The following is a 21,744-nucleotide window of genomic DNA, read 5'->3' as shown; positions in this document are numbered from 1 at the left end:
GCGTGAGGCTTCCGTTTGCAAATGGCGTCAGCCGTGCCAGCAAGCGCTGGTCCCTGTGGGCGCTGCTGGTGGCGCTGCTGGTGGCGCTGCTGGGCATTCTGGTGTGGCTGGCCGGGCGGTATGAGTCCAGCATGGTGCAAAGCCGGCTGGAGCATGACGCGGCGGAAGCCGTGACCGACATTCGCTCGGGACTGACGCGCAATATCCAGACCTTGCAGGCCCTGCAGTCCAGCGACCGCACGCCGGAGTCGTGGCATTTATCCGCCGCCGAGCTGCTTCGCGAGCGTCGTGAAATCATGCGGCTTGAATGGCGCAACGAAGCGCTCGATGTGCTCGGGTTTGTGGAAACACCCTATCGCACTTCGGTGTTCGAGCGACTCGGACGAGGCACCTTGCAAACCGACGTGGGCCTGACCTGCACTACGGCCCGGCGCCTGAGCGGTGCGGCCTACTCCATCAGTTATTTCATGCCGCAGCGCGATGGCCTGGGCCTCGAAGTGCTCGACATGTGCCTGCCCATCATGGTGTCAGGGCGCCTCACGGGGTATAGCGTGGTCACCTATTCGCTGCAGGACATGCTGGGGGAGCTGGTCGGGCGCCAGCTCGCCCGGGGCATCGGCCTGTCCTTCACTGAGGCGGACGGTACACGCCTGGCCCTGCACGGTGTGCCTTCGCGCGGCAGCCGGATTTATATTGCGCAACAGTTGCTGGACCTGCCCGGCAATACGCTCGTGGTCAGGATGGAAAGCCGGCTGGGCACCCCGGCCCTTTTCCCCAATGTGCTCACCGCGCTGGTAACCGCCATGTCCCTGGCGCTGCTTGCCGTGCTGTATCTCCTCGCAAGGGATATGCGCCGCAGGCTGAAAGTCGAGCATGACCTCGGCGAAGCCCTGGCTTTTCGCAAGGCCATGGAGGACTCTGTGCTGACCGGCCTGCGCGCGCGCGACCTCCAAGGGCGCATCACTTACGTGAATCCGGCGTTTTGCAAGATGGTTGGCGTGGACGCCAAGGACCTGCTCAACCAGAGCTTTCCCTCGCCCTACTGGCCACCCGAACTGGCCGGCGTTTATCAGCAGCGCCAGGAAATCCGGCTGGCGGGCAACAGCCTGCCCAGGGAAGGCCACGAATCGGTGTTCATGCGGCGCGATGGCACGCGGTTCCCCGTGCTGATCATGGAGGCCCCGCTGATCAACGCTGTGGGCAAGCACACCGGCTGGATGAGCGCGATTCTGGACGTCAGTGAACAGCGACGGGTGGAAGAGCTTTCCCGTGCCAGCCAGGATCGCCTGCAAGCAACCGCACGATTGGCGATGGTTGGCGAAATGGCCTCGCTGCTCAGCCACGAACTTAACCAGCCGCTGGCCGCCATTTCAAGCTACGCCACCGGCTCGCTCAACCTGCTGCAGGATGGCATGGATCATGACAAACCGCTGGCTGCGAATGCAGGCTCAGCCGTCGCACCGTTGTCGGAAGATTTGCAGCTGGCCATGCGCCGCATTGCCGAGCAGGCCGAACGCGCGGGAAAGGTCATCAAGAGCGTGCATGATTTCGTCAGGCGGCGCGATCAGGTGCGGGAAGCCGTGCAGCCTCGCGCCCTGCTGGACGCCATCATGCCACTGGTGACCCTTCAGGCACGCAAGCTCGGCGTGCGTGTGGTGATCGAGGTCGACGAGACCTGCACGCCCGTGCTGTGTGACCGTACCATGGTTGAGCAAGTGCTTCTCAACCTCTCACGCAACGGCATGCAGGCCATGCAGGCTGCGAGCCACGAAGGCGGGTCGGCAGAGGCGGCCCCGCGGGAAAAAGTGCTGACGCTGCGTATACGTCCGGCCGCATCGAACGCGCAGAGCCGCTGGGTGGAATTTTCGGTGACGGATTGCGGTGAAGGCATTTCCAGTCAAGTGGCCGAGCAGCTCTTCACGCCATTTTTCACCACCAAGGAAGAGGGCATGGGGTTGGGCCTGAGCCTGTGCCGCACGGTGATTGAGCAGCACGGCGGCTTCCTGGGGTTTGAGCCCGCCCAGCCGCGGGGTACGATTTTCAGTTTCACCCTGCCGGCGGCCCTGCCGCATGATGCGGGTGCGCATACAGCCTGAAGGACACAGCATGGAACCCATACAAAATGCCACGGTTTATATCGTCGACGACGACGCCAGCGTGCGTGATGCGCTGGCCTGGCTGCTGCGCTCACGCCGATTGCTGAGCGAAACCTTCGACTGTGCAGAGGCGTTTGATGCACGCGTATCACAGCACTTCGCGGTCAAGTCGCCTTCCTGCGTGCTGCTGGATGTACGCATGGCAGGCCTGAGCGGACTGGCCATGTTCGAGAAGCTGATTGCTTACGGCCTGCTGCCCACCCTGCCGGTGATCTTTTTAACGGGCCATGCAGACGTTCCCACGGCGGTCGACGCGGTCAAGCGCGGCGCTTTTGATTTTTGCGAAAAACCCTTTTCAGACAACGCATTGGTAGACCGCATTGAACAGGCCCTCAACCATTCCGCCGGGGCACTGGCGCAGCATAGCGAGTCGACGGGCCTGCAGGCCCGTCTCGACGGCCTGACAGACCGGGAGCGTGATGTGATGAAGCTGGTGGTGGGTGGGTTGCCCAACAAGCTGGTAGCGGACCAGCTTGACATCAGTGTGCGCACGGTGGAAGTCCACCGTGCCCGGGTTTTTGACAAAATGGGTGTCAAGTCGGCGGTGGAGCTGGCCAATCTGCTGCGTAACGTGTAATTGCAGCGCTGCGCCGGGCTTATTTTTTTTTCGGCTCTGCAGGGGTCTCTGAATGGACCGATTCCTTCAATTCGCCATTTTTACGGCCCGAAAACATCGTCCACCACACAATGAATACCAGCAGCAGCAACGCCCCCAGGGCTTCGAGCAAAAGTAGGGCCATGACATTTCCTTGGATTTCAAAAAAGGCTTCGATGCCTGTGCTGCCGTCAATGCGTTCCATGCGGCTTGTCCCAATTATCGCCATGGTGGCGCTGCTTGCTTCCTGCGCAAGCCCGCCCCGGCCGCCTTCGACCGTCCCGGCGGGCGAGCCCACAGCCCCGGGTGTGCGCGCCGGCGATACCGGCCCATTGCCTGCGCCCATGCTGCAGGGGAAAAGCCGCTGGGTCGCGGTCCGTTGGGCCGAGTTGCCCGGCTTCGAGGAAGACGCGCTGTTTGAGGCCTGGAATGCCTGGCTCAAGAGCTGTGAGCGTCCCGGCCCGGGTTTTGCGCCGCTGTGCGGCGAGATCCGGCGTCTCAGCATTGCGTCCGCCGATGAGCAGCGCAACTGGATGGTCAGGCGCTTGCAGCCCTACCGGGTGGAGAGCCTTCAAGGCGTAACCGAGGGGCTGCTGACCAGTTACTACGAGCCAGTGCTCAGGGCCAGCCGGCAGCCCGTCGCGGGTTACGAGGTGCCGCTGTACCGCCCTCCCGCATCACTGGGCAGCCGCAAACCGTGGTTCTCCCGGCAGGAAATCGACACCCTTGCTGAAGCCAAAGCGGCGTTGCGTGGCCGCGAGATCGCCTGGCTGGCCGACCCGGTTGAGGCGATGTCGCTGCACATACAAGGCTCGGGCCGCCTGAACATCACCGAAGCCGATGGCTCACAGCGCGTCGTGCGCGTGGCCTATGCCGGCTCGAACGAGCAGCCGTTTCGCAGCGTGACCCAATGGTTGCTGGAGCAGGGCGAAGGCCGCATGACGGCGCCTTGGGTGGAGTCCACCAAGGCGTGGGTTGCGAAAAATCCGCAGCGCGCGCAACAAATGCTCTGGAGCAACCCGCGCTACACTTTTTTCCAGGAGCAGCCGTTGGGTGAACTGGACACCGCCTTTGGACCCAAAGGTGCGCAGGGCGTGGCGCTGACACCGGGCCGCTCGATTGCAGTTGACCCGGGAAGCATTCCCTACGGCACGCCGGTGTGGCTGGTGTCCCGTGGCGGCGCGGCCAACCTTCAGAAGCTGGTGCTGGCGCAGGACACCGGCAGCGCCATCGTGGGTGCGGTCAGGGCCGATTATTTTGCCGGAACCGGCCCCGAAGCCGGCCTGCTGGCGGCACGTGTCAACCAGCCGCTGCGGCTCTGGGTGCTCTGGCCGAAGTGAGTGCTCAAAACGTTGGGCAAGCTGAAGGAGATTCCATGAAACAACTGTCGACGCGAACCGGGATGGCCATGGTGGCGGTAACCGGATCTCTTGTGCTGGCAGCCTGCGCGGCGGGTGGCGGGCCTTCGTCTGCCGCGCAGTACCGCTGCGAACACGGCGCTGACTTCAAGGTGAAGTTTGTGGACGACACCGCCGTGCTGGATAGCGCCGGCGGCTCGGACCTGCTGTTTCGCGACGCAGGCGGCCAGGGTGCGCAGCAGACGGTGTACAGCAATCCGCGTATACGCGCCGAGTTTGGCCTGGGAGCCAGCGGCCGCGAGGCGGTGCTGCGTTATCCGCTGCTGCCGCTGACGGCGCGCTGCGTACGCGACTGATTCCCTGGAAAAACCTCTTCGCGTTGTTGCGCGGACCTGCCGTGCCAAAACCGCTTCACCGCGATTTTTGGACGGCTTCTTCTAGCGCACGGAGAGGCGGACTTCCACCCTCATACCGTCCCGACGGGTCGATTGCCGGCTGTCGGCGATGCCGCTGCTGCTGCCGGCGCCCGCATCGTCCGACTCGGCCACGGTGACCCACTCCCCGAGGCGAACGGTCAGCGAGGTGCTGGTGGACGATGAGGACAAGGGAGCCTGCGGCGACGAGCCTGTGCGGCTGGCCTGCCCCGCGGCCAGTTCCAGCTCCACGTTGTCGCCACCGTACCAGATGGGTTTGGCTGAAAAGCCGCTGTTGGCCTCGATGAACACGGTGCTGGCCTGGCGCGCCTGCACCAGCCGCAACGGCTGGCTGTTGCCCAGGTTGATGTTGGCGTTGCGGCCATTGAGCACCAGCACGCGCTGCACCAGGTCGCGTGAATCGCTGCGCTGGCTGTCCTGGGCTGTGATCTGGGCATTGAGGCCCGAGCGGCCCGGTTGCAGCACAACACCGCCCTGGGCGCCCAAGGCACTCTGGGAGCGCAGGCTGCTGCCGGCCTGCCGTACTTCGATCTGCAGGTTGCGCATGGGCAGTGCCTCCGGGCTTGCTCCTGAATTGATAGCTGGTTGCGCTTGCAGGACGGGCGTCAGAGCCATAAAAAGCATAAAAACCAGAGAGACAGGGCTGGAAAATGGTTTCATGTGAGGCTCCTTGAAGGCGTTGTCTTGCAGGTGTTTCATGCGGCGACCATTGTGCATGGCGAGCGAGTTTGATGCTATTAAATCAATAGCTGGTTGCGCCCGTCAGTAAAGGGTTGAAGGCGCTATTTTCTTGAATTTTAGGCTGTAACCCGTGTCAGGTGCCCGAGCGGCAAGGCGCTGCTCGCCTTGACCTCGCCGAGTGAAAAGCTGGTGTGCAGGTCTTTCACATTGGGCAGGTTGATCAGGTTCTGCAGCGCAAACTTGCTGAAGGCCTCAAGGTCTTGCGCCACCACCTGCAGCTCAAAGGTGCCGGTGCCGCTGATGTAGTGGCAAGAGACGATTTCTGGCAGTTTTTTGATGGCTTCCTCCAGCTGGCGGGTGGCGTCACCGCTGTTGCGGTCGGCGTCCAGCCGCACAAAAGCCAGCACGCCCAGGCCGATCTTGTGGCGGTTGATCTCGGCCCGATAGCCGGTGATAAAGCCCGACTCTTCCAGCGCCCGCACCCGCCGCCAGCAGGGCGCAGCGGACAGCCCCACGCGAGAGGCGAGTTCCGTGTTCGTCAAACGCGCATCCAGTTGCAACTCATTCAGGATGGCGATATCAAACTTATCTAATGTTTCCATATTCGTCACTTTACAGCAATATTCTTTCTGGAAGTGGCCTAAATCGGGCAAACAAAGCAAAGACATATCAGGGCTGGCGGCATACACTTTGCATGCAACTAGAGGGCGCCCCCTACCCGGGTTTGACCCTTCTGCCAGCCTGCCCACAAGGCGGTACTAAAAAACAGTCCTGGAGACCCACGAATATGAACGCCCCGCTACCCGAACACATCCGCAAGGCCCTTGAAACCGTCACCTTGGATGACAAGTACAGCCTGGATCATGGCCGCGCCTTCATGAGCGGCGTCCAGGCGCTGGTCCGTCTGCCCATGCTGCAGCGCACGCGCGATGCCATCGAGGGCCTGAACACGGCGGGCTTTGTCAGCGGCTACCGCGGCTCGCCTTTGGGCGGCTACGACCAGGCCCTGTGGGCCGCCAAAAAGCACTTGGCCGCGCAGAACATCGTGTTCCAGCCTGGCGTCAATGAAGAGCTGGGCGCCACCGCCGTCTGGGGCACCCAGCAACTCGACCTGTACCCGCAAAGCAAAAAATTCGACGGCGTGTTCGGCATCTGGTACGGCAAGGGCCCGGGCGTGGACCGCTGCTCTGACGTCTTCAAGCATGCCAACATGGCTGGCACCGCCAAACACGGCGGCGTGATCGCCATCGCCGGCGACGACCATGTGTCCAAGAGCTCCACCGCCGCGCACCAGAGCGACCACATCTTCAAGGCCTGCGGCCTGCCGGTGTTCTTCCCGTCGAATGTGCAGGACATCCTGGACATGGGCCTGCACGCGTTTGCCATGAGCCGCTTTTCCGGCGTCTGGTCGGGCATGAAAACCATCCAGGAAGTGGTCGAGTCGTCGAGCTCCATCCTGGTCGACCCCGACCGCGTGAAGATTGTCATTCCCGAAGATTTCGAGATGCCGCCCGGCGGCCTGCATATCCGCTGGCCTGATGCACCGCTGGAGCAGGAAGCCCGGCTGATGGACTACAAATGGTATGCGGCGCTGGCGTACATCCGCGCCAACAAGTTGAACTACAACGTCATCGCCGGCCCCAAAGACCGTTTCGGCCTGATAGCCAGCGGCAAGGCTTTCAACGACACCCGCCAGGCGCTGGCCGACCTGGGCCTGGACGAAGACACCTGCCACCAGTTGGGCATCCGCCTGCACAAGGTCAACGTGGTCTGGCCGCTGGAGGCCACCATCACGCGCGACTTCGCTGAAGGCCTGCAAGAGATTCTGGTGGTCGAGGAAAAACGCCAGGTCATCGAATACCAGATCAAGGAAGAGCTCTACAACTGGCGTGCCGATGTGCGCCCCAATGTGCTGGGCAAGTTCGACGAGCCCGAAGGCGACCAGTCGGGCGGTGAATGGGGTCGCTCCAACCCGAGCGACAACTGGCTGCTGCGCGCCAAGGCCGACCTGACGCCGGCCATCATCGCCAAGGCGATTGCCAAACGCCTGAAGAAGCTGGGCGTACCGGCCGACATCATTTCCCGCATGGATGAGCGCCTGGCCATCATCGAAGGGCGCGAGCGCGCCCTGGCTGCGGGCAAGGCCGACACCGGTGAGCGCGCCCCCTGGTTTTGCAGCGGCTGCCCGCACAACACCAGCACACGCGTGCCCGAAGGCTCGCGCGCCGTGGCCGGCATCGGCTGCCACTACATGGCGACCTGGATGGATCGTTCCACCTCCACCTTTACCCAGATGGGCGGCGAAGGCGTGACCTGGGTCGGCCAGGCGGCCTTCACGACCGATGAACACATCTTTGCCAACCTGGGCGACGGCACGTATTTCCACAGCGGGCTGCTGGCGATCCGCCAGGCCATCGCCTCGGGCGTGAACATCACCTACAAGATTCTGTACAACGACGCGGTCGCGATGACCGGCGGCCAGCAGGTCGGCGAGCGGCCCGAGGGCCACTCGGTGCTGCAGATCATGCAAAGCCTGCGCGCCGAAGGCGTGGCCAAGCTGGTCATCGTGACCGATGAGCCCAAAAAATACGACGGCGCTGCGCTGTTGGACGGCGTGACGGTGCACCACCGCGACGAGCTGGATCGCATCCAGCGCGAGTTCCGTGAGCTCAAGGGCACGACCGCCATCATTTACGACCAGACCTGCGCAACCGAAAAGCGCCGGCGCCGCAAGCGCGGCACGCTGGCCGATCCGGAAAAGCGCGTGGTCATCAACGAGCTGGTGTGCGAAGGCTGCGGCGATTGCTCGGTGCAGTCGAACTGCCTGTCGGTGGAGCCTCTGGAAACCGAGTTCGGCCGCAAGCGCCGCATTAACCAGAACACCTGCAACAAGGATTACTCCTGCGTGAAGGGCTTTTGCCCGAGTTTTGTCACCGTTGAAGGCGGCCAGCTGAAGAAGCCCAAAAAAGACAAGAAGGGCGCACCCAGCAGCCTGTTTGCGGTTCCCGAGCCCGTGCTGCCCGTGGCTGAAAACGCCTGGGGCATCGTGGTGGGCGGCGTGGGCGGTACGGGTGTGATCACCATCGGCCAGTTGCTCGGCATGGCGGCCCACATTGAAGGCAAGGGCGTGGTCACGCAGGACGCGGGCGGCCTGGCGCAAAAAGGCGGCGCGACCTGGAGCCATATCCAGATCGCCAACCGGCCCGAAGCCATCTACACGACCAAGGTCGACACCGCCAAGGCCGACCTGGTGATTGGCTGCGACCCCATCGTGGCCGCCAGCAAGTACACGCTGACGGTCATGCAGCCGGGCCGCACCTATGTGGCGATGAACTCGCACGGCACGCCGACGGCGGCCTTTGTGACCAACCCCGCCTGGCAGTTCCCCGGCGGCAATTGCGAAACGGCCGTGACTTCCGCAGTGAGTGCTGACTTGCTGGGCAGCTTCGATGCGGAGCAGGTGGCGGTGCAACTGGTGGGAGATTCGATTTACACCAACCCGCTGATGCTGGGCTTTGCCTGGCAAAAAGGCCGTGTGCCACTGTCGCACGCCGCATTGATGCGCGCGATTGAACTGAACGGTGTGCAGGTTGACAACAACAAGGCCGCTTTTGAGTGGGGCCGGCGCTGCGCGCACGACCTGGCTGCGGTGCAGGCCTTGTTCAAGGCGGCCCAGGTGATCGAGTTCGTGAAGCGGCCTGCATTGGCCGACATGCTGGTCAAGCGGGTGGACTTCCTGACGGCTTACCAGAATGCGGCTTATGCACAGACCTACCAGGCCTTCGTCGAGAAGGTGCGCGCGGCTGAGGCCCCGCTGGGCAAGACGCTGCTCACCGAGGCGGTAGCCCGTTACCTCTTCAAGCTCATGGCTTACAAAGACGAGTACGAAGTGGCACGCCTGCACACCGACACCGGCTTCCTGGAGAAGGTCAACGGCATGTTTGAAGGTGACTTCAAGCTCAATTACCACTTGGCGCCTCCCATGATTGCGTCCAAAAACGACAAGGGCGAGCTGCAAAAGCAGCAATTCGGCCCGTGGATGCTGGGCGCCTTCAAGGTGCTGGCGCGCCTGAAGGGCCTGCGCGGCACGCCGCTGGACGTTTTTGGCCGCACCGAAGAGCGCCGGACTGAGCGGGCCCTGATTGAGGAATACAAGGCGAGCCTGCAGGACGTGATGGCTGGCCTGACGGCCGAAAACCACGCCACGGCGTTGGAAATCGCCCGGATTCCAGAAATGATCAAGGGTTATGGCCATGTCAAGGCACGCCACCTGGCCGCAGCGCGGCCCCAGTGGGCCGCGTTGATGGAGTCCTTTCGTACCCCCGGATCTACCGTTCAGCGGGAAGCGGCTTAAAGCCCGGACCGGCGCCGGCCTCGCCGCCGGTCCGGTGTTTCCTTCATGGAGCGGCTTTGCTGCGGAGCTTGCAGCAGCCCTTTGCGCGCAACCCCGGCTTGAAAAGCCCCTGGCGCGCGCCAGTTACCCCCTTCTGCGGATGCCCCGCCGCATACAATCGTTAACTCTGTGCGCTGTCCGTGCCGGATGGCGCGCGCCAGTGTGTCTTTTAAATCGTTGTGGAGTTAGCCGTGTTCATTTCTTCCGCCTTTGCCCAAACCGCTCCCGCTGCCGCTGCCGGCGGTGACATGATGTCCTCGCTGACGGGCATGCTGCCTCTGGTGCTGATGTTCGTGGTCCTGTACTTCGTCATGATCCGCCCGCAGATGAAAAAGCAGAAGGAGCACCGCGCCATGATTGAGGCGCTGGCCAAGGGCGATGAAGTCGCCACCGCAGGCGGCCTGCTGGGCAAGGTGACCAAGCTGGGCGACGTGTACCTGACCCTCGAACTGGCGCCAGGCGTTGAAGTCCAGTTGCAGCGCAGCGCGATCATCCAGGTGCTGCCCAAAGGCGCTATCAATCCAGCCAAATAAGGCCTTCGCCGACCGCAACGGCCGCCAGGCCTGACATTGTTCATTCGTCCACCAGGAACAGCCCTCTCATGAATCGTTATCCGGCCTGGAAGTACGCCATCATTGTGATCGCGCTCATCGTCGCAGCCCTGTACACGCTGCCCAACTTTTTCGGCGAAGCGCCTGCGGTCCAGGTTTCCAGCGCCAAGTCCACCGTCAAGATCGACAGTACGACGATGGCGAAAGTGGAGCAAACACTGAAGGAAGCCGGCATTGCGGCGGATGTCATCACCCTGGACGGTAATTCCGTCAAGGCGCGGTTTGGCGATACCGACACGCAACTCAAGGCCAAGGACGCGATCCAGAAAGCGCTGGCCCCTGATGCAGGGGACTCCGGTTATGTGGTGGCGCTTAACCTGTTGTCCCGATCGCCTGCCTGGCTGACATCGTTGCATGCAAACCCCATGTATCTGGGGCTGGATTTACGCGGAGGCGTGCACTTCATGCTGCAGGTGGACATGCAGGCCGCGCTGACCAAGCGTGCCGAGTCCCTGGCCGGAGATGTTCGGGTATCGTTGCGCGAAAAAAATATCCGGCACGGCGGCATCGCCCGCAACGGCCAGGCTATTGACGTCAAGGTGCGTGACTCTGCCACGCTGGCATCTGCCAAAGGCCTGATTCAGGACCAGTTTCCAGACCTGCAGACGGTGGAGGTGCCGGAAGGAACCGAGTACAAACTGACGGCCACGATCAAGCCCGAGGCTGCGCGCCGCATCCAGGACCAGGCGCTCAAGCAGAACATGGTGACGCTGCACAACCGGATCAACGAGCTCGGGGTGGCTGAGCCGGTGATCCAGCAACAGGGCGCAGACCGCATTGTGGTGCAGCTGCCGGGCGTGCAGGATACGGCCAAGGCCAAGGATATTCTGGGGCGCACGGCGACCCTCGAAATGAGGCTGGTGGATGACAGCGCTGGGGCCCGCGCAGCCATGACCGGGGGAGGCATGGTGCCCTTCGGTTCGGAAAAATTCCCTGATATCAGCGGCAATCCGGTGATTGTGAAGAAACAGGTCCTTGTTACCGGCGAGAGCCTGACGGATGCCCAGGCTGGTTTCGATTCGCAAAAACAGGAACCCAATGTATCCCTGACGCTGGATGCCAAGGGTGGGCGGGTGATGCGCGAAACGAGCCGCGAGAACATGGACAAGCCGATGGCCATCCTGCTGTTCGAAAAGGGCAAAGGGCAGGCTATTTCGGTGGCAACCATTCGTGGTGAATTGGGTACGCGGTTCAGCATCTCCGGCGCCATGAACATCAACGCAGCCAACGATCTCGCCCTGTTGTTGCGTGCGGGCTCGCTGGCCGCTCCCATGGAAATCATTGAAGAGCGCACCATTGGCCCGACGCTGGGCGCCGACAACATTACCAAGGGCTTTCACAGTGTGTCGTGGGGCTTTGTCGTGATCGTGGCGTTTATGGCGATCTATTACATGCTTTTTGGCCTGTTTTCCGGTTTGGCGCTTGCCGTCAACCTGCTGTTGCTGGTCGCGGTGTTATCAATGCTGCAGGCTACCCTGACCTTGCCTGGCATGGCGGCGATGGCGCTTGCGCTGGGTATGGCCATCGACTCCAATGTGCTGATCAATGAGCGTGTGCGGGAAGAGTTGCGAAACGGTGCCTCCGCGCAAGCGGCGATTCATGCAGGTTATGAGCGGGCCTGGGCAACCATTCTGGATTCCAACACCTCGACATTGATTGTGGGTCTTGCCTTGCTGGCTTTTGGTTCCGGCCCGGTCCGCGGCTTTGCTGTTGTGCATTGCATCGGTATTCTGACCAGCATGTTCTCGGCAGTGTTTTTCTCGCGCGGCCTGGTCAACCTCTGGTACGGCCGCCAGAAGAAGCTCAAGACGGTTTCCATTGGCACCGTATGGCGGCCCGCCACTTCGGGTGTGGTTGCGAAGTAAGCCCCACCCTTTTCCCTGAATTTCCCAAGGACTCCAGATGGAATTTTTCAAAATCCGGCGTGACATTCCGTTTATGCGGCATGCCCTGATCTTCAATGCCATCAGCTTTGCCACGTTCGCTCTGGCCGTATTCTTCCTGTTCTCGCGCGGCTTGCACCTGTCCGTCGAATTCACCGGCGGCACCTTGATGGAGGTGAATTACACCCAGGCTGCCAATGTCGGAAAAATCCGAGATACGGTGGCGGGGTTGGGCTTCGCCGATGTGCAGGTCCAGAATTTCGGCACCTCACGCGACGTGATGATCCGCCTGCCGGCACAAAAGGGCGTGAGCACTGCGCAGCAAAGCGACAAGGTGCTTGCGGCCCTGAAAGCTGCCAGCCCGGATGTGACGCTGCGGCGCACCGAATTCGTCGGCCCGCAGGTGGGCGAGGAACTCGCCCACGACGGGCTGAAGGCGCTCGCCATGGTGGTTTTCGGCATCATGGTCTATCTGGCTTTCCGCTTCGAATGGAAATACGCCGTGGCGGCCATCATCGCCAATTTGCACGACGTCGTGATCATTCTGGGATTCTTCGCTTTCTTCCAATGGGAGTTTTCACTGGCTGTGCTGGCTGCTGTGCTGGCGGTGCTGGGCTACTCGGTCAATGAATCGGTGGTGATCTTTGACCGGATTCGCGAGAATTTTCGCCGGTACCGCAAGATGAATACCACCGAGATCATCGATAACGCGATCACATCCACTATCAGCCGTACCATCATTACCCACGGTTCCACCCAGATCATGGTGCTGTCCATGCTTCTCTTTGGCGGGCCGACCCTGTTTTACTTTGCCTTGGCGCTGACCATCGGCATCCTTTTCGGAATCTATTCGTCGGTATTTGTGGCCGCTGCAATCGCCATGTGGCTTGGCATTCGCCGTGAAGACCTGGTGAAGGGGCCGGCCAAAAAAGACGAAGATCCCAATGACCCCAACGCCGGGGCCACGGTGTAAGCTATGACTTAATCATCCTAGGGCGGTCGTGGCTCCAAGTAACAAAAATAACAGGCTTCTGGTCGAGCAGGCACGTGCGCTGTTCACGGAGCGTGCTGTACGTGTACTGCCTGCGCTGGCGAAAACCATTCAAGACAGGCTCACCGCCGCAGTTGATCAGCCCGGCAGCGTCCGCGAGATGCAGGACCGGCGTGATGCCTGGATGGCTTTCCAGAAAAGCGGCGCCACCTGGGTCCGTGGCACAACCGCCGCATGGACCACTGCCCAGACGATTTCCGCGCCAAATTCGCCCTCAAGGTTTGCCGACAGCGGCAAATTTGAATTGATGGGTAACGACGTGATGGAGGACAAAATCCTCGCTTCGCGGCTTGCGCTCCGGCTGCTGGATTTTGCGAGTTGGGAGTTGAACGACCTCCGGCTGCGCATCCAGAACCTCGAAGCCATCGCGGAACTGCACAAGCAGGACATTCTTCGGCCCGAGGTGCTTGCGCAGCACATGGTTGAACAGTGGAGTCTTGCATCGCTGCCGCGGGATGTCTGGCTTGTTGTCCAGGATGTCATTCAGAAGGACATGGGTACACACCTGCTGGAGACTTACCATGCCACCAACGAGTTTTTGGTGCAGCAGGGGGTGATGGCGGAAATTGATCTACGGCCGTTGGTCAAGCGCACTCCCTCCGCAGCGGATGCCGGGGCGTCTGCCAGGAAAGTCTCCAGTCCTGAGAAAGAACGCGGCAAATTCGGCGGCGAAACCGGCTCCAGGACCGGCGGGTCTGAAGGCGGTGGCGCACGTGGTTTTGGCGGAGGCCAGGGCGATGGGCCTGTTAGCCGTGTTCAGGGTATGGGCGGCGGGCGATCTTCAGCCTCTGCCGGCCGCCAGGGTGCAGCTTTTTCAGGTGCTGCGTCCGAAGGAGCAGGGTCGCAGCCAGCAGGTGTATCCAGGCAAGGCAGCGCAGTCTACGATGAAACCCGCATGCAAACGGCGACCACGCCGCTCGCCAGGGCACGTATGAGGGCCCAGGGTGTGATGGGGCACCTCAAGCGTTTGCTGTCGAACCAGGTCGCAGGCTTCGACGATACCCGCCCCACGCAGGCTTCGCCTCAGCTTGCGCAGGCGATGGTGAGTGTGCAGAAGCAGGAAGAAACCGGTGTAGAGCGTACCTTGCTCGCAGATGCGCAAGGGCAGATCTATGGCCAGGTGCATGTCGACAATGCTGCAACTGCATTGCGGGAACGAACCAATACGCTCAAACAGGCGGCGTCCACCTCATCCGAGAAAGCGACGATTGAAATTGTGGCCCTGATGTTCCAGAGCATTCTTGCCGAAGACCGCATTCCACCAGTGATCCGGGTCTGGTTTGCCCGTTTGCAGATGCCGGTATTGCGTGTGGCGATTTCCGAGCCCGAGTTTTTTGAGTCGTTGCAGCACCCTGCTCGTCGCCTGATTGACCGTATGGGTTCCTGCGTGCTGGGCTTTGACGTTACGGTCGCCGGCGGTGCCATGGAGTCTGAAGTCAAGCGCATCGTGCAGGTGATAGAGCAGTATCCCGAAACAGGGCGCCGGGTGTTTCAGCTGGTTTATGACGAGTTCGAAAAGTTTTTATCCAAATTCCTTTCCGAGCATGGCAGCGCCGCCCGTGTTGTGAGCGTCGCCCAACAGGTCGAACAAAAAGAGACCATGACGATCCAGTACACCATTGAGATGCGGAACATGCTCAATGACATGCCGGTTCGTGACGAGATCCGCGAATTCCTCTTCAAGGTATGGGCCGAAGTACTGGCAATCGCCGCGATGAAGAACGGGCCGCAGCACGAGGAAACCATCACGCTCAAGCGGGCTGCCGCTGATCTGGTGTGGGCCGCGAGCGCTAAACCGAACCGCAACGACCGTGCCCGCGTGATTGCGGACCTGCCGAAATTGCTGCAGCTGTTGCGCCTGGGCATGTCCATGCTGGGCCTGGGCGTGCCTGAACAGGATGGGCATCTGAAGGTTATCAGCGATACGCTGGCCGATGCATTCATGTCGAAGACCGACACCATTTCCCAGGAGCGGGTGGAGATCATGGCCAAACGGCTGATGAACCTGGAAGATTACCTTTCCGATGAGGACGTCGGAGACCTGCCGCTGGATACGGACAGCCTGGTCACCATGATCGGAATCGATGCGACCGATATTGAAGTGATTGCCGATGGCGGCAGTCAGCCTACGGAAGCCATGCGCGCATGGGCCCGGGAGCTCCAGGTAGGTACATGGTTCAGCCTGGACCACAACGGCAAGATCAGTCATGTGCAGTTTGCCTGGTGCAGTGATCGCAAGCAGTTGCACCTGTTTGCTTCTGCCGATGGCCGGAACTTCCTGATCCAGGCCCGCCGGCTCGCGGCCTACCTGCAGTCGGGTTTGCTGGTGCCTACGGAAGAGGAAGCACTTACGGTGCGCGCAACGCGAGACGCGCTCGCCAAACTGGATGCGAACCCCGAGCGTTTACTCGGCTAAGGTTCGGCCGACACTGCCGGAAGCAGCTCAAAAAATACGGATTTTCGCGCTGTAGCGCTGCTCAGTGGGCGAGGCGACCTTCCGAGTCGTCGCACAATTCGTCCAGAACCAGCGCATCGGGTTCTTCACCGAAACTCCAATAAACCATCAACACGATGATTTTCAGGTCATCCAGCGTGACCGGATCGCCTGGTGCTGCCATGGCGCGGTCAATCACAATCTCGCGCATGTGCGGAGGCAGCACGCCGGACGACTCAAGGAAGCTCACAAATCCCAGGCTCTGTGCGCCAAGTTGTGTTTGCTCGGCAACCGAATAAACGCGAAGGCTGTCGGGGGATTGGGGCTGAATGACAGGATGCACACCTGGCTCAGCGAGCTCTGACGGGGCAGTCGCCGGCAGGCTGATTTGCGTGCCTTGGGCGGCGATATTCAAGCCGTCGAGCCAGACGAGGGCCGCCTGGATTTCCTCCGCTTCAAAACCCGCCGCTGTCAGTTTGCGGCCGAGCCGCTGAAGTTCGGGGCAAGCGTCACCTTGCCAGTAATTTTCGTAGACGTACACGAGTACTTCGAACATGCGTCCAATATAACGCAGTTGGCGGCAGCATTGTCAAGCCAATGAAAAGAGTGCGGTGTTTACGCATCAGCACGTCGCTGGAACAGGCCGCCAGGCAGCCTGAAGAGCTGTCCGTCGAGTTCCAGCTCAAGCAGCTGTGCCTGCAGCTTGGCGGTGTCGATCCCGGTCCGCGCCTGCAGGGTGTCCAGGCTCACCACGTCGAATCCCAGTGCGGCGATCAGGGCGGTAGATGAGGGGGACTCGACCAGAGGCCCGGTTTTTTCATCAGTTGGTGCATATTCCGCTGGACCCGGCGCCACGCCGTGCGCGAAGAGATTCAATTCCTCCAATATGTCCTGCGCAGTTTCCACCAGCTTGGCCCCCTGCTTGATCAGTGCATGGCAGCCGCGTGATTGGGGTGAATGGATGGAGCCGGGTATGGCAAACACTTCTTTGCCCTGTTCGGCAGCCAGCCGCGCGGTGATCAGTGAGCCGGATTGCATAGCCGCCTCGACGACCAGGGTGCCCAGCGACAGGCCGGAAATAATGCGGTTGCGTCTCGGGAAGTTCGCGGTCAGCGGTGGCGTGCCTAGCGGGAATTCACTGATGAGCATCCCTTGCTGCGCAATACGGTGCGCCAGCTCGAGATGTTTTTTGGGATAGACGCGGTCAAGTCCGGTACCCACCACGGCAATGGTATCTCCCCCGCCTTGCATGGCGCCATCATGCGCCGCACCGTCAATACCCAAGGCCAGTCCTGATACGACGCACAGGTTGGCACCGGCGAGCGCTTTGGCGAACTGTCGCGCATTGGTTTCACCTTGTGGTGTGGGATTGCGGCTGCCTACGATGGCAATGAGAGATGCGCTGCGCTCCGACGGGGCCTGTGGCGAGCGTGCATGCTTGCCCAGCATGTAAAGCATCAATGGGGGATCTGCAATGTCGAGCAGGGCTGCCGGATAGGCCGCATCTCCAAGCGCGACCACACGCCGGTCATCGCCGGCTTGCAGCCACTCCAGTGTTAATTGCAGCTGGCCCGCCAAATTTGCAGGCTTCGTCAGGAGGGTTCGCGCCAGTTTCTCCGACCCGAGTTGTCCCAGCGCGGCCGAACTTTGGTCGAAAATCGCCTGCACTGAGCCGAACGCGGCCAGCAACTTGCGGGAATTCTCATTGCCCACTCCCGTCGAGAGGGTCAGGCGCAACCAGGCCTGGAGCTCTTGTTTTTCCACGTGATCGCCAGGCCTAAAAAGAAGAGTGGGTCACCGGCTTCGAGGGCATGCCCCCGAATGTCGACGGACCCGGACTACCCAAATACGCGCGCTGGTGTCCGCCGTTTAATTGGGATTGGCGAAGCGATCCCCCACCTTCACGCCGTCGGTCGCCTGAAGGACGAGCGCATAGGAAAGGGCATCAAACGTGCGAAACACTATCAACAAGCCATTTCGCTCGTTGGGCAGCTTGATCTGTGGCCGGCTGCTGTCGGTCCTGTCTTGTAATCGTGCGCCGTCTTTGAGAATGGCCATGACATGGCCACGTTCCATGCCATCACGGGCGCCGCGATTAATGACTACAACCTGGTTCTCGGCTGCATTGGTCACGGCACTTCCGTAAATCGAGACTATCTGTCCTGCAACAGTCGAAGCAGGCGCGTGCGGTATGTAGTTCAGCAGCTCGCGCGGGGGTTCAACCAGCAGACGGTCGCCTACCCGCATTTCTTCCTTGGTGGCCACGATATCGATCGTCGCGGGCACGATTTCAGATTGCATTTTTCCGTCTTTGCCGGCTATTTCCGCAACCGATTCACCGCGCGCTAGCTCCGCCTTGCCGACGTATTGCGCCTCATACCCCAGGATGGCCTGGGTGGTCGGGTCTTTCAGCGGCGTTGCGTTGCGAAACACCCGGTAATTGACCGGTTCGCCTTTTTCGATGCTCAAGGGCTTGCCGGTGGTGTTGCCGGCACCGTATTGGCTGCGCGCATAGGCGCGATCTCCACGGCTCAGCAGGACACGGCCTTCCTGTGCCGCGACGATGCGGGGCGCACTGGAAATCATGGCCTCGTCAACAATCAGCGCCTCATTCAGGAAGGGCTCGATCATGTTGGGCGCCAGCGTGGGAATGGAGGCGTCCGCCAGGGTTTCAAAGCGGGTGCGTGGAGAAACGCGTACCGTGTCTGTCGGCGGGCCATCAGTTTGGGCCTGGCGGGTCCGTAAAACGGCGCGCCCATTGGATTTCTCCAGATAGAGCTGTTGTCCCGGGTAAATGCGGTGAGGGTTGCGGATGTCCTGGAGGTTCATGCCCCACAGTTCGGGCCAGCGCCAGGCGTTTTTCAGGAATAAACCGGAAATTGCCCACAAGGTGTCGCCGCGCTTCACGGTGTAGGTATCGGGCGCATTGGGAGCCAGGTCGCCCAAGGGAACGCCAGTCTGGGCCACTTGGGCTGCTGTGGCTTTTTGGTCGGCTGTGATGGGAAAGTTCTGAGCATGCAAGCCGACCGAGATGCCCAAAAGAGCTGCAGCGGCTATTGAAATTTGACTGAAACGACCAGAAATTGTTTGCATCTTGTAGGCCTTCGGCGCTTTTATGGGGCTAATACAGCGTTTTCGGGGTGCAACCCCGCGAAAAAACCGTGTTTATATCTTGATAAATCACTAACGATTTTGTACCTAAGCCCTTGATTAAGCAACGAATACACGATTCTGGGAATATCAGGATGCCGAAAAACAGAGAAAAGTGGCGAAAATAGCGACATCTCACCCATTGCCCAGCCTTCCTCCATGAGCCAGTTAACCATTCTTCGTTACCCCGACCCCCGTCTGCACACGGTTGCCAAGCCTGTGGCTGCCGTTGATGCCCGCCTGCGCAAGCTGGTCGACGACATGCTCGAAACCATGTATGAAGCGGCGGGCATCGGCCTGGCGGCAACCCAGGTGGATGTGCATGAGCGCCTGGTCGTGATTGATGTCAGCGAAGACCGGACCGAGCCCCTGGTGCTGGTCAATCCCGAGATCGTCTGGGCCAGCGAAGAAATGCGCGTGGGTGACGAAGGCTGTCTGTCGGTGCCTGGTATTTATGACGGCGTCGAACGCTCTACCGCCATCAAGGTACAGGCGCTGGACCTGGACGGGAAGCTGCAGGTGCATGCAGCCGAAGGCATGCTGGCGGTCTGCATCCAGCATGAAATGGATCATCTGATGGGTAAGGTGTTTGTGGAATACCTGTCCCCGCTGAAACGCAACCGCATCAAAACCAAGATGATCAAGCAGAAAAAAGACGAGGAACGGGACTCGGTCCGCTAACCCTGCCCGTACTCTGGCCGCCGTGCCGCGCGCCGGAACCACGGGATTTCCCTAGGAGTCTTTAGAATCGGACTCCATGCGTGTCATTTTTGCCGGTACCCCTGAGTTCGCCCGTGTGGCCGTTGAAAAACTGCATGCGGCCGGTTTTGAAATTCCCCTCGTACTGAGCCAGCCTGACCGTCCCGCAGGCCGCGGCATGAAACAGCAGGCTTCGCCCGTCAAGCAATGGGCCGAAACCTCACACACGCCCATCGCCCAGCCGAAGAGTTTGCGGCTGGACGGCAAATTCCCTGACGATGCCGCCGCGGCACGTGAAGCCATCACCGCAGCGCGCGCGGACGTCATGGTAGTGGCGGCCTATGGACTCATTCTTCCGCAGTGGGTTCTGGATGCACCGCGGTTGGGCTGCCTCAATATCCACGCGTCGCTGTTGCCGAGATGGCGCGGCGCCGCACCGATTCACCGGGCCATCGAAGCCGGTGATCCGGAAACCGGCGTCACCATCATGCAAATGGATGCCGGGCTGGACACGGGCGACATGCTCCTGATGGAAAAGCTGCGCATTGCGCCCGGCGACACCACGGCTTCGCTGCACGACAGGCTGGCCAATCTAGGCGGGCGGCTCATCGTTGAGGCCCTCGAGATCGCTGAATGCGGAAGTCTGCAGGCGGTCTCTCAGCCCGCAGACGGCGTCACTTACGCACACAAAATTGAAAAACATGAAGCATGGCTGGACTGGTCGCAAAGCGCTGCCGTACTCGAGCGGCGCATCCGGGCGTTCAACCCGTTTCCCGGCGCGGCCGGTGTTGTAGACGGGCAAACCCTCAAGTTCTGGCGTGCCGAAATTCTGGCGAATGCGCGCCGGCCAGGGGAGGCCCAGGCCGGTGAAGTCCTTGCCGCAGGGCCACAAGGTGTGGACATTTGTGCCGCCGACGGCGTTCTACGTGTGAGCCGGCTTCAAAAAGCCGGCGGCAAAGCGCTGGATGCGTCCGAGTTTTTGCGGGGTTTTGAGATCCGTCCCGGCATGGTCTTCATTCAACCGCATACCGCCAAGCAGGGGTGAAAAAAAATGACGAGACAGAAAAGGGCGGGTTTTTTGTGAAGACATTCTTCAAGCATCCGGACTTCCGGCTCGGGGTGAGTGAGCTCGCCACTGTCGCGCCGGGTATCGCCGCCTGGGGCCTGATGACGGGTGTGGCAATGGTGAAGTCGGGCATGAGTCTTATCGAGGTGCTGCTGATGGCCATCCTGGTATTTGCCGGCAGTTCCCAACTGGCAGCCTTGCCTCTCATCGTGGCGGGCGCACCCATGTGGGTGATTCTGGCCACTTCGTTTTGCGTCAACCTGCGCTTCATGGTCTTCAGCGCCCACCTGCGCCCCTATGTGATGCACCAGAGCCTGTGGCGCCGCATGGCTTTTGGCTACGGCATGGCGGACCTGAACTATGTGCTCTTTACCAAACGCTTCCCGCATCCGGCCACCGATGTTGCCGGCATTGAAGCCCAGGACGCCTACTGGGTCGGCAGCTGCGGCATGAGCTGGGTCAGTTGGGTGGGCGCCACGCTGGTGGGCATTGCGCTGGCCAATTCCATTCCGCTGTCCTGGGGCCTGGGCTTTGCCGGAATCCTGGCGCTGCTGGGCATCATGTGGTCGCTGGCCACCACCCGCCTGCGAGCGGTGTCTGCAGCCATCGCGGGTGCCGCCGCTGTCGCCACCTTCGCCTTGCCGCTCAAACTTAATATCCTGGTGGGTATTGCCGTTGCCGTCATCGTCTGTCTGGTGCTGGAAAAATCATCGCCGGCCAAGCCTGTGGTATCCACTCCCGGAACCGGAGACGCAGCATGAACCAGACCGATCTCTGGACGGTGGTGACCATCATCGGCATGACGCTGATGACCGTCCTCACGCGCTCCTTCTTTTTTCTCTCCAGCAAACCCTGGACGCTGCCTGGCTGGGCGCAGCGCGGTCTGCATTACGCGCCCATTGCTGCGCTGGCCGCAGTGATCGTGCCGGAAATGGTGATGACGCAGGGCCATTTCATCGCAACCTGGAAAGACGCGCGGCTGTTTGCGGTAGTCGCCGGCACCGCCTGGTATTACTGGCGTCACGGCGTGCTGGGCACCATCCTGGCCGGCATGGCGGTGTATTTGCCGTTGCATATGGGGTTGGGCTGGTGAATATGGCCCCCACAGTCGTTCACTGCGTGTAACTCCTTGCCCCCCGAGGGGGCCGCCCGCCCTCCGGCCCGGCAAAGCCGGTTCCGGGGCTCATGCTGGCCTGGTACGGCTCGCTTCGCATCGCGGTTGATGGTGGGCGC

Annotated in this window: 19 protein-coding genes; 13 read left to right on the top strand and 6 right to left on the bottom strand. The window is 61.2% G+C overall.

All coding sequences use genetic code 11. From position 1 onward, the window contains the following. The first annotated feature begins 2 nt into the window (after window positions 1–2). Both AC1DYR_RS15265 and AC1DYR_RS15260 read left to right on the top strand, forming a co-directional pair. The gene (locus tag AC1DYR_RS15265) at window positions 3–2,096 is read left to right on the top strand and encodes a two-component system sensor histidine kinase NtrB (RefSeq protein ID WP_477705826.1); all 2,094 of its coding nucleotides are present in this window, start codon (window positions 3–5) and stop codon (window positions 2,094–2,096) included. Between the two features lie 10 nt (window positions 2,097–2,106). Beyond that, entirely contained in the window at window positions 2,107–2,733 is a 627-nt protein-coding gene (locus AC1DYR_RS15260; protein ID WP_477705825.1) for a response regulator transcription factor, read from the top strand. Window positions 2,734–2,752: 19 nt separating this feature from the next. On the opposite strand, the gene AC1DYR_RS15255 is transcribed toward AC1DYR_RS15260, so the two are convergent. After that, entirely contained in the window at window positions 2,753–2,956 is a 204-nt protein-coding gene (locus tag AC1DYR_RS15255; RefSeq protein ID WP_477705824.1) for a hypothetical protein, read from the bottom strand. Here AC1DYR_RS15255 and mltA point away from each other — a divergent pair. Together mltA and AC1DYR_RS15245 are read left to right on the top strand one after the other, a co-directional pair. After that, window positions 2,946–4,091: a murein transglycosylase A gene (gene mltA, locus AC1DYR_RS15250; RefSeq protein WP_477705823.1), complete on the top strand. Its 1,146-nt coding sequence runs from the start codon at window positions 2,946–2,948 to the stop codon at window positions 4,089–4,091. The genes AC1DYR_RS15255 and mltA overlap by 11 nt on opposite strands. 35 nt (window positions 4,092–4,126) lie before the next feature. Beyond that, entirely contained in the window at window positions 4,127–4,465 is a 339-nt protein-coding gene (locus AC1DYR_RS15245) for a hypothetical protein (RefSeq protein WP_477705822.1), read from the top strand. Window positions 4,466–4,546: 81 nt separating this feature from the next. Here the strand turns inward: AC1DYR_RS15245 and AC1DYR_RS15240 are convergent, their stop codons facing one another. Beyond that, the gene (locus tag AC1DYR_RS15240; protein WP_477705821.1) at window positions 4,547–5,203 is read right to left on the bottom strand and encodes a hypothetical protein; all 657 of its coding nucleotides are present in this window, start codon (window positions 5,201–5,203) and stop codon (window positions 4,547–4,549) included. A 137-nt stretch (window positions 5,204–5,340) separates the two neighbouring features. Next, window positions 5,341–5,826 carry an Lrp/AsnC family transcriptional regulator gene (locus AC1DYR_RS15235; protein WP_477687518.1) on the bottom strand — a complete coding sequence of 162 codons (486 nt, stop codon included), beginning with the start codon at window positions 5,824–5,826 and terminating at the stop codon, window positions 5,341–5,343. A 185-nt stretch (window positions 5,827–6,011) separates the two neighbouring features. On the opposite strand from AC1DYR_RS15235, the gene AC1DYR_RS15230 reads away from it, so the two are divergent. The 5 genes from AC1DYR_RS15230 to AC1DYR_RS15210 all read left to right on the top strand — a co-directional run bounded on the left by AC1DYR_RS15230 (window position 6,012) and on the right by AC1DYR_RS15210 (window position 15,578). Beyond that, on the top strand, window positions 6,012–9,578 hold the full coding sequence (locus AC1DYR_RS15230) for an indolepyruvate ferredoxin oxidoreductase family protein (RefSeq protein WP_477705820.1): 3,567 nt from the start codon (window positions 6,012–6,014) through the stop codon (window positions 9,576–9,578). A 230-nt stretch (window positions 9,579–9,808) separates the two neighbouring features. After that, window positions 9,809–10,150, top strand: coding sequence for a preprotein translocase subunit YajC (yajC, locus tag AC1DYR_RS15225; RefSeq protein WP_477656808.1), 342 nt, complete (start codon window positions 9,809–9,811; stop codon window positions 10,148–10,150). 68 nt (window positions 10,151–10,218) lie between these two features. Further along, on the top strand, window positions 10,219–12,093 hold the full coding sequence (gene secD, locus AC1DYR_RS15220; RefSeq protein ID WP_477705819.1) for a protein translocase subunit SecD: 1,875 nt from the start codon (window positions 10,219–10,221) through the stop codon (window positions 12,091–12,093). 37 nt (window positions 12,094–12,130) lie between these two features. Next, window positions 12,131–13,084, top strand: a complete 954-nt coding sequence (secF, locus tag AC1DYR_RS15215) for a protein translocase subunit SecF (RefSeq protein WP_477705818.1) — start codon at window positions 12,131–12,133, stop codon at window positions 13,082–13,084. Between the two features lie 28 nt (window positions 13,085–13,112). After that, complete coding sequence (locus tag AC1DYR_RS15210; RefSeq protein WP_477705817.1) at window positions 13,113–15,578, top strand: DUF1631 family protein; 2,466 nt, start codon at window positions 13,113–13,115, stop codon at window positions 15,576–15,578. Between the two features lie 61 nt (window positions 15,579–15,639). Here AC1DYR_RS15210 and AC1DYR_RS15205 read toward each other — a convergent pair whose 3' ends face one another. The 3 genes from AC1DYR_RS15205 to AC1DYR_RS15195 form a co-directional block, all read right to left on the bottom strand. Continuing rightward, window positions 15,640–16,152 carry a Smg family protein gene (locus AC1DYR_RS15205; protein WP_477705816.1) on the bottom strand — a complete coding sequence of 171 codons (513 nt, stop codon included), beginning with the start codon at window positions 16,150–16,152 and terminating at the stop codon, window positions 15,640–15,642. Between the two features lie 59 nt (window positions 16,153–16,211). Next, window positions 16,212–17,360 carry a DNA-processing protein DprA gene (gene dprA / locus AC1DYR_RS15200; protein ID WP_477705815.1) on the bottom strand — a complete coding sequence of 383 codons (1,149 nt, stop codon included), beginning with the start codon at window positions 17,358–17,360 and terminating at the stop codon, window positions 16,212–16,214. A gap of 105 nt (window positions 17,361–17,465) precedes the next feature. Further along, window positions 17,466–18,689 carry a LysM peptidoglycan-binding domain-containing protein gene (locus AC1DYR_RS15195; RefSeq protein ID WP_477705814.1) on the bottom strand — a complete coding sequence of 408 codons (1,224 nt, stop codon included), beginning with the start codon at window positions 18,687–18,689 and terminating at the stop codon, window positions 17,466–17,468. A 216-nt stretch (window positions 18,690–18,905) separates the two neighbouring features. On the opposite strand from AC1DYR_RS15195, the gene def reads away from it, so the two are divergent. From def to AC1DYR_RS15175, 4 genes are all read left to right on the top strand, one after another. Beyond that, window positions 18,906–19,427: a peptide deformylase gene (gene def, locus AC1DYR_RS15190; RefSeq protein ID WP_477705813.1), complete on the top strand. Its 522-nt coding sequence runs from the start codon at window positions 18,906–18,908 to the stop codon at window positions 19,425–19,427. Window positions 19,428–19,503: 76 nt separating this feature from the next. Further along, window positions 19,504–20,490, top strand: a complete 987-nt coding sequence (fmt, locus tag AC1DYR_RS15185) for a methionyl-tRNA formyltransferase (RefSeq protein WP_477705812.1) — start codon at window positions 19,504–19,506, stop codon at window positions 20,488–20,490. Further along, a complete protein-coding gene (locus AC1DYR_RS15180; RefSeq protein WP_477705811.1) occupies window positions 20,487–21,272 on the top strand; it encodes an AzlC family ABC transporter permease in 786 nt (261 codons plus the stop codon). Before fmt ends, AC1DYR_RS15180 begins: the two co-directional genes overlap by 4 nt. After that, window positions 21,269–21,604: an AzlD domain-containing protein gene (locus tag AC1DYR_RS15175; protein WP_477647217.1), complete on the top strand. Its 336-nt coding sequence runs from the start codon at window positions 21,269–21,271 to the stop codon at window positions 21,602–21,604. The genes AC1DYR_RS15180 and AC1DYR_RS15175 overlap by 4 nt, the downstream gene beginning before the upstream one ends. Window positions 21,605–21,744 lie beyond the last annotated feature (140 nt).

It is taken from the genome of Polaromonas sp. P1_F9, assembly GCF_056405615.1.
The sequence above is the reverse complement of the archived record's forward strand: the minus strand, read 5'-3'. Positions and strand labels throughout refer to the sequence as shown.

Bases quoted from the DNA above. Each gene is read 5' to 3' on its own strand.
- AC1DYR_RS15195 (WP_477705814.1), bottom strand. From the start codon at position 18,689: ATGCAAACAATTTCTGGTCGTTTCAGTCAAATTTCAATAGCCGCTGCA.
- AC1DYR_RS15245 (WP_477705822.1), top strand. From the start codon at position 4,127: ATGAAACAACTGTCGACGCGAACCGGGATGGCCATGGTGGCGGTAACC.
- secD (WP_477705819.1), top strand. From the start codon at position 10,219: ATGAATCGTTATCCGGCCTGGAAGTACGCCATCATTGTGATCGCGCTC.
- def (WP_477705813.1), top strand. From the start codon at position 18,906: ATGAGCCAGTTAACCATTCTTCGTTACCCCGACCCCCGTCTGCACACG.
- AC1DYR_RS15240 (WP_477705821.1), bottom strand. From the start codon at position 5,203: ATGAAACCATTTTCCAGCCCTGTCTCTCTGGTTTTTATGCTTTTTATG.
- AC1DYR_RS15230 (WP_477705820.1), top strand. From the start codon at position 6,012: ATGAACGCCCCGCTACCCGAACACATCCGCAAGGCCCTTGAAACCGTC.
- mltA (WP_477705823.1), top strand. From the start codon at position 2,946: ATGCGTTCCATGCGGCTTGTCCCAATTATCGCCATGGTGGCGCTGCTT.
- AC1DYR_RS15235 (WP_477687518.1), bottom strand. From the start codon at position 5,826: ATGGAAACATTAGATAAGTTTGATATCGCCATCCTGAATGAGTTGCAA.
- secF (WP_477705818.1), top strand. From the start codon at position 12,131: ATGGAATTTTTCAAAATCCGGCGTGACATTCCGTTTATGCGGCATGCC.
- fmt (WP_477705812.1), top strand. From the start codon at position 19,504: ATGCGTGTCATTTTTGCCGGTACCCCTGAGTTCGCCCGTGTGGCCGTT.
- AC1DYR_RS15255 (WP_477705824.1), bottom strand. From the start codon at position 2,956: ATGGAACGCATTGACGGCAGCACAGGCATCGAAGCCTTTTTTGAAATC.
- AC1DYR_RS15175 (WP_477647217.1), top strand. From the start codon at position 21,269: ATGAACCAGACCGATCTCTGGACGGTGGTGACCATCATCGGCATGACG.
- AC1DYR_RS15260 (WP_477705825.1), top strand. From the start codon at position 2,107: ATGGAACCCATACAAAATGCCACGGTTTATATCGTCGACGACGACGCC.
- AC1DYR_RS15205 (WP_477705816.1), bottom strand. From the start codon at position 16,152: ATGTTCGAAGTACTCGTGTACGTCTACGAAAATTACTGGCAAGGTGAC.